This window comes from Streptomyces sp. NPDC006265 (assembly GCF_040613555.1).
Lineage (GTDB): Bacteria > Actinomycetota > Actinomycetes > Streptomycetales > Streptomycetaceae > Streptomyces.
In genome coordinates this window covers 1-4,952 of the sequence record NZ_JBEXSH010000698.1, presented here as the reverse complement: position 1 = coordinate 4,952, position 4,952 = coordinate 1, and the positions used below count along the sequence as shown (strand labels likewise).

The 4,952-nt window shown below is 70.9% G+C and carries 5 protein-coding genes; all 5 read right to left on the bottom strand.

Features of this window, described 5'->3' with window-relative positions; translation table 11 throughout:
- On the bottom strand, nucleotides 1-606 hold a 606-nt coding region (locus ABZ281_RS37800), incomplete at its 3' end, for an ABC transporter transmembrane domain-containing protein (protein ID WP_356662556.1).
- Between the two features lie 4 nt (nucleotides 607-610).
- Nucleotides 611-1,666, bottom strand: a complete 1,056-nt coding sequence (locus ABZ281_RS37795; RefSeq protein WP_356662555.1) for an iron-siderophore ABC transporter substrate-binding protein — start codon at nucleotides 1,664-1,666, stop codon at nucleotides 611-613.
- Nucleotides 1,667-1,757: 91 nt separating this feature from the next.
- On the bottom strand, nucleotides 1,758-2,615 hold the full coding sequence (locus ABZ281_RS37790; RefSeq protein WP_356662554.1) for an ABC transporter ATP-binding protein: 858 nt from the start codon (nucleotides 2,613-2,615) through the stop codon (nucleotides 1,758-1,760).
- Between the two features lie 39 nt (nucleotides 2,616-2,654).
- Complete coding sequence (locus tag ABZ281_RS37785; RefSeq protein ID WP_356662553.1) at nucleotides 2,655-3,716, bottom strand: iron chelate uptake ABC transporter family permease subunit; 1,062 nt, start codon at nucleotides 3,714-3,716, stop codon at nucleotides 2,655-2,657.
- Nucleotides 3,713-4,774, bottom strand: coding sequence for an iron chelate uptake ABC transporter family permease subunit (locus tag ABZ281_RS37780; protein WP_356662552.1), 1,062 nt, complete (start codon nucleotides 4,772-4,774; stop codon nucleotides 3,713-3,715). Before ABZ281_RS37780 ends, ABZ281_RS37785 begins: the two co-directional genes overlap by 4 nt.
- Nucleotides 4,775-4,952: the final 178 nt, after the last annotated feature.

The following is a 4,952-nucleotide window of genomic DNA, read 5'->3' as shown; positions in this document are numbered from 1 at the left end:
GTAGAGCGGGGCGGACCGGGGCAGGTACCAGCGCAACGCCAGCGCGTACGCGGGCAGCGCGCCGGCGCCGGCCAGGCCGAGCCTCCAGTCCAGGCCGAACATGCCGAGGGTCGCGATGACGACCAGGATGCCCGCCGAGAACACCGTGGGGACGGCCGTGCGGATGCCCTTGGAGATGACGGCGACGTCGTCGCCGACCCGGGAGAGCACGTCTCCGCGGCCGACCTGCTCGATCCGCGTGCTCGGCATGCCGAGTACCGCCCGGACGGCGCCCTCGCGCAGCCGCGCGAGCAGATCCGCGCCCAGCGGTCCGATCAGGTAGGTCGACACCGCGGTGGCCGCCGCGCCGAGCAGCGCGGCGGCACCGATCAGCACCCCGATCGTGACCAGGACCGAACGGTCCTCACCCCCGACGACGCCGTCGACCACCCGGCCGAGCAGGAGCACCGGGAGCACCTGGAGCGCCGCCCCCGCGACCGTGGTGAGCACGGTCGCGACGGTCAGGCCGGGCATCGCGCGGCAGTGGTCCGCGACCCATCGGGAGGCCTCGCGGCCGGTCGTCGTACGCAGGGTCGCCGGGGCGACGCGCGTGTCGGTGGTGCTCACTTCCCTACTCGACCGACTTGACGAGCTCGTCGATCGCGTACGGCATGGACAGCAGGGTGCCCTGGGAGATGGCCGCGCCGACCGCGGGTCCCTCGCTGTCGAGCAGGTAGGACACGTTGCCCTTCTTGACGGCGTCGAGGTTGGCGAAGAGCTTGAACTTCTTGAGCGCCTCGGTGTCGGCCTTGTCGTTGATGACGAAGATGTGGTCGACGTCGACGAGGTCGATGCGCTCGGGCGAGAGCGTGGTGTAGAAGGTGCCGCCCGCGACCTTGTCGATCTCGGTCTGGTACGTGTAGCCGATGCCCGTGACGAGCCGGCCACGCACGTCGGTGGAGGTGAAGGGCGCCACCGAGTCCTTGTACCAGGACAGCGCGACCGCGGTCTCCTTGCCGAGCTCGGGGTGCGCCTTCTTGGCCGTGTCGAGTTGTCCCTGGATGTCGTCGACCATCTTCTGGCCCTCATCGGCCTTGCCGAGGGCCTTGGCGATGTGCAGGGCGTTGTCCTGCCAGGGAGCGCTGAAGGGCTCCTTCTCGCCCTTGGTGCGGGCCACCGTGGGGGCGATCTTGGAGAGCTTGTCGTAGGCGGCCTGGTCGATCTCGGAGTACACCGCGACGATCAGGTCGGGGCGAAGGGCCGCGATCTTCTCGTAGTTGGGGCCGGAGTCGCCGTTCTCCATCACGACCTCGGGCTTGGTGTCGCCCCACTTGTCCTTCACCCAGGGCCACTGGGTGTTGATGTCGGGGCTCTTGCCGGGCGGGTTCGGGTACTGGTCGACCATGCCGACGGGCTTGATGCCGAAGGCCAGGACGGTCTGGTCGTCGGTGTAGCCGACGGAGACGACCCGCTGGGGCGCCTTCTCGACCGTGGTGGACCCGAAGGCGTGCTCCACGGTGACCGGGAAGTCACCGGCGGCCGCGGCCTGAGTGCCCTCGCTCTTGTCGCCGGCGTCCGAGGAGCCGGAACCGCATCCCGCGAGGAGACCGACGCCGAGAGTGGCCGCGGACAGGACCGCCGCCAGCCGCCGCCACGGCTTCCCGGGCGTCGTTCGATGGAGGAGCATCCAAATCCCCTTGCTTTCGCGCTAGTTCACTGCACCCTCGCCTAAGGGCAGGCAAACCTTATCGCGAGAGAATGAGGTTAGCCTAGCCTTACTAAAACTCCGCTGCCGGGATGTGACCGGGCAGCACATGGGTCCGCCCGATCGGCACGATGAGCGGCCGGTCCCCGACCGGGTCGTCGATCACCCGGGCACGCAACCCGAAGGCCTCGTGCAGCAGTTCGGCGGTGATGACGTCCCGCGGATGCCCCTGCGCCAGGATCGACCCCTCCCGCATCACCACGAGGTTGTCGCTGTAGCGGGTGGCCAGGTTGAGGTCGTGCAGCACCATGACGACGGTGCAGCCCGACTCGTGCAGGTCGTCCACGAGGTCCAGGACGTCCAGGGCGTGCGCCAGGTCCAGGTAGGTCGTGGGCTCGTCCAGCAGCAGCAGGTCGGTGCCCTGGGCCAGGGTCATCGAGATCCAGACGCGCTGGCGCTGCCCGCCGGACAGCGCGTCGACCGGGCGGTCGGCCAGGTCGGAGACGCCCGTCATGGCCAGGGCGCGCTCCACCACGTCGGCGTCGTCGGACGACCACTGCCGCAGCCAGCTCTGGTGCGGATGACGGCCCCGGGCGACCAGGTCGGCCACGGTCAGCCCCTCCGGCGCGACCGGTGCCTGCGGCAGCAGCCCGAGCTTCTTCGCCACGTCCCGCGTCCTGAGCCTGCCGATGTCCTCGCCGTCCAGGACGACCGCGCCCCTGGCCGGTTTGAGCAGCCGTGACAGCGTCTTCAACAGGGTCGACTTTCCGCAGCCGTTGGGGCCGATGATCGTGGTGATCACGCCGGGCGGTATCGCCACGTCGAGCTCGTCGATGACGGCCCGGCCGCCGTAGCCGACCGTGACGCCTCGGGCTGCCAGCCGCGAAGTGCCGCCGACCGCGGCCTCCTCGGTGACGGACTGTGCGACCACGGGTCCCCCCTTGCTTAGGTTCACCTGACTCTTGTACATCTACCGCAGGTTCGCCCGCACCAGCAGATGGACGAGGAAGGGCCCCCCGATCGCGGCGGTGACCACGCCGACCGGGAGCGAGACCGGCAGCGCGGTGCGCGCGACGAGGTCGGAGCCGATCAGCAGCAGCGCGCCCACCAGGCCCGAGGCCACCATCGGCGGTGTGGGGCAACGCGCCAGACGCATCGCCACCTGCGGCGCCACCAGCGCGACGAACGGCACCGGGCCCGCCGCGCTCACCGCCACACCGGCCAGCAGCACCGCGCACAACAGCAGGACCGCCCGCACTCTCGTGTACCGGACGCCCAGCCCCGCGGCGACCTCGTCGCCGAAGTGCATCGGCCTGAACTGGAAGGCGACGCACCCGACGACGAACAGGAGGGCGAGCCCGCACCACAGGGCCGTGCGGACCTCGCCCCACGAGCGGTCCTCCAGCGAGCCGACCAGCCACGCCTGGGCCCGGGCCACGTCCCGGATGTCGGCCGTGACCAGCAGCCAGGTGGTGACGGCCTCCATCACGGCGCTCACCGAGATGCCGATGAGGATGAGCCGGAAGCCGTCGACCCCGCGCCGCCACGCCAGGAAGTACACCAGCAGGCCCGTGCCGAGCCCGCCCGCGAGCGCCGCGGCCGACAGTCCCACGGAGTCGACGATCGCCGCGGCGGTCCCGCCCGAGACGGTCACCAGGAACACCGCGACGGCACTGGCGCCCGAGGTGATGCCCAGGACGTCCGGGCTGGCCAGCGGGTTGCGCGCGATGGACTGCGTGAGCGCCCCTGACACCCCGAGCGCGACGCCCACGACGAGCCCGGCCAGGGCGCGCGGCATCCGCAGGTCCATGATGATGAACCGGTCGACCTGCTCGCCCCGTCCGAGGATCGTGGCGATCACCTGAGGGAGGCCTACGGGGAAGTCCCCGACGGCGATGGAGACGCAGAACACCAGGAAGGTCGCCGCGGCCAGCAGCAGGGTGACGCACAGGATCCAGGGCCGCCAGACGAACGACACCCGGCCGAGCCGCACACCGGGCGGCAGCGACGGTTTCACATCGGTCACGTTCATGCGTTCCTGAACTTTCCGCGCCAGACGAGAACCGCGAAGAAGGGGGCGCCGAGCAGCGCCACGAGGACACCCGCGTCCAACTCCCCCGGCCGCACCACCAGTCGGCCGACGATGTCGCAGAGCAGCAGCACGACCGCCCCGAGCAGCCCGGCGTACGGCACGAGCCAGCGGTAGTCCGGACCGGCCAGGTACCGGGCCACGTGGGCCACCATGAGGCCGAGGAAGGCGATGGGCCCGCACGCGGCCGTCGCCGCGCCGGCCAGCAGGGTGATGGCGGTGATGCCGACGGTCCGGCTCAGCGCGATGTTCACGCCCAGGCCCCTGGCCACGTCGTCGCCCAGGTTGAGCAGGTTGAGGGAGGGCAGCGTGGTCAGGGCCAGCAGCAGCCCGGCGCCGATGAACGCGGTCACCGGCCGGATGACGTCGAATCCGACACCGGCGAGGGAGCCCGCGTTCCAGAACCGCAGCGCGTTCAGCGACGCCTGGTTCGACAGCGCGACCGCCGTGGTCATCGCCATGAGGAACACCGTGATCCCCTGCCCGGCCAGGGCGAGCGTCAGCGGGTTGCCGGCGCCCCGGCCGATGCTCGCGAGACCGAACACCACGACACCGGCGACCGCCGCGCCCACGAAGGCGAACCAGACGTACTGGAACGGGTCGGAGAACCCGAACACGGCGATCACCGACACCACGGCGAACGAGGCGCCGGTGTTCACCCCCAGCAGGCCCGTGTCGGCGATCGGGTTGCGCGTGTACCCCTGGATCAGTGCCCCGCCGACCCCCAGGGCGACACCCGCCACGATCCCGAGCACCGTCCGGGGCACCCGTACGGTCTCCACGATGAGCCGGATCTCGGTGAGCCGCCGGTCGGACTCCGGGTCCGCGAACAGCCCGTGCCACACCTCGGTAGGAGTCAACGCGCGTGCCCCGACGGCCAGTGACAGCACCGTGGCGATCAGCAGGAGCGCCACGAGGATGCCCAGACCCACGGCCCGTCGCCGACGGGCCGGTGACGAGCCCCTGGTCGCGGGGCGCTCCACTGCAGCAGTCGTGCCCATGTCGACGTACGTTATCCCTTGCGCAGTCGGCGACTTGACCGGACGGTGCCTTGCGGACCAGGACGTGTCCGCGGGTTCCACCGCTCTAGTGCCGCGGCAGGCAACGTTTGCCCGTTGAGGAGCGGCGTTTGGTGCGTGCTCTCGGCGTGCCGGCCGGAAGCCCTCGTACCGGACGTAC

Bases quoted from the DNA above. Each gene is read 5' to 3' on its own strand.
- ABZ281_RS37795 (WP_356662555.1), bottom strand. From the start codon at position 1,666: ATGCTCCTCCATCGAACGACGCCCGGGAAGCCGTGGCGGCGGCTGGCG.
- ABZ281_RS37785 (WP_356662553.1), bottom strand. From the start codon at position 3,716: ATGAACGTGACCGATGTGAAACCGTCGCTGCCGCCCGGTGTGCGGCTC.
- ABZ281_RS37780 (WP_356662552.1), bottom strand. From the start codon at position 4,774: ATGGGCACGACTGCTGCAGTGGAGCGCCCCGCGACCAGGGGCTCGTCA.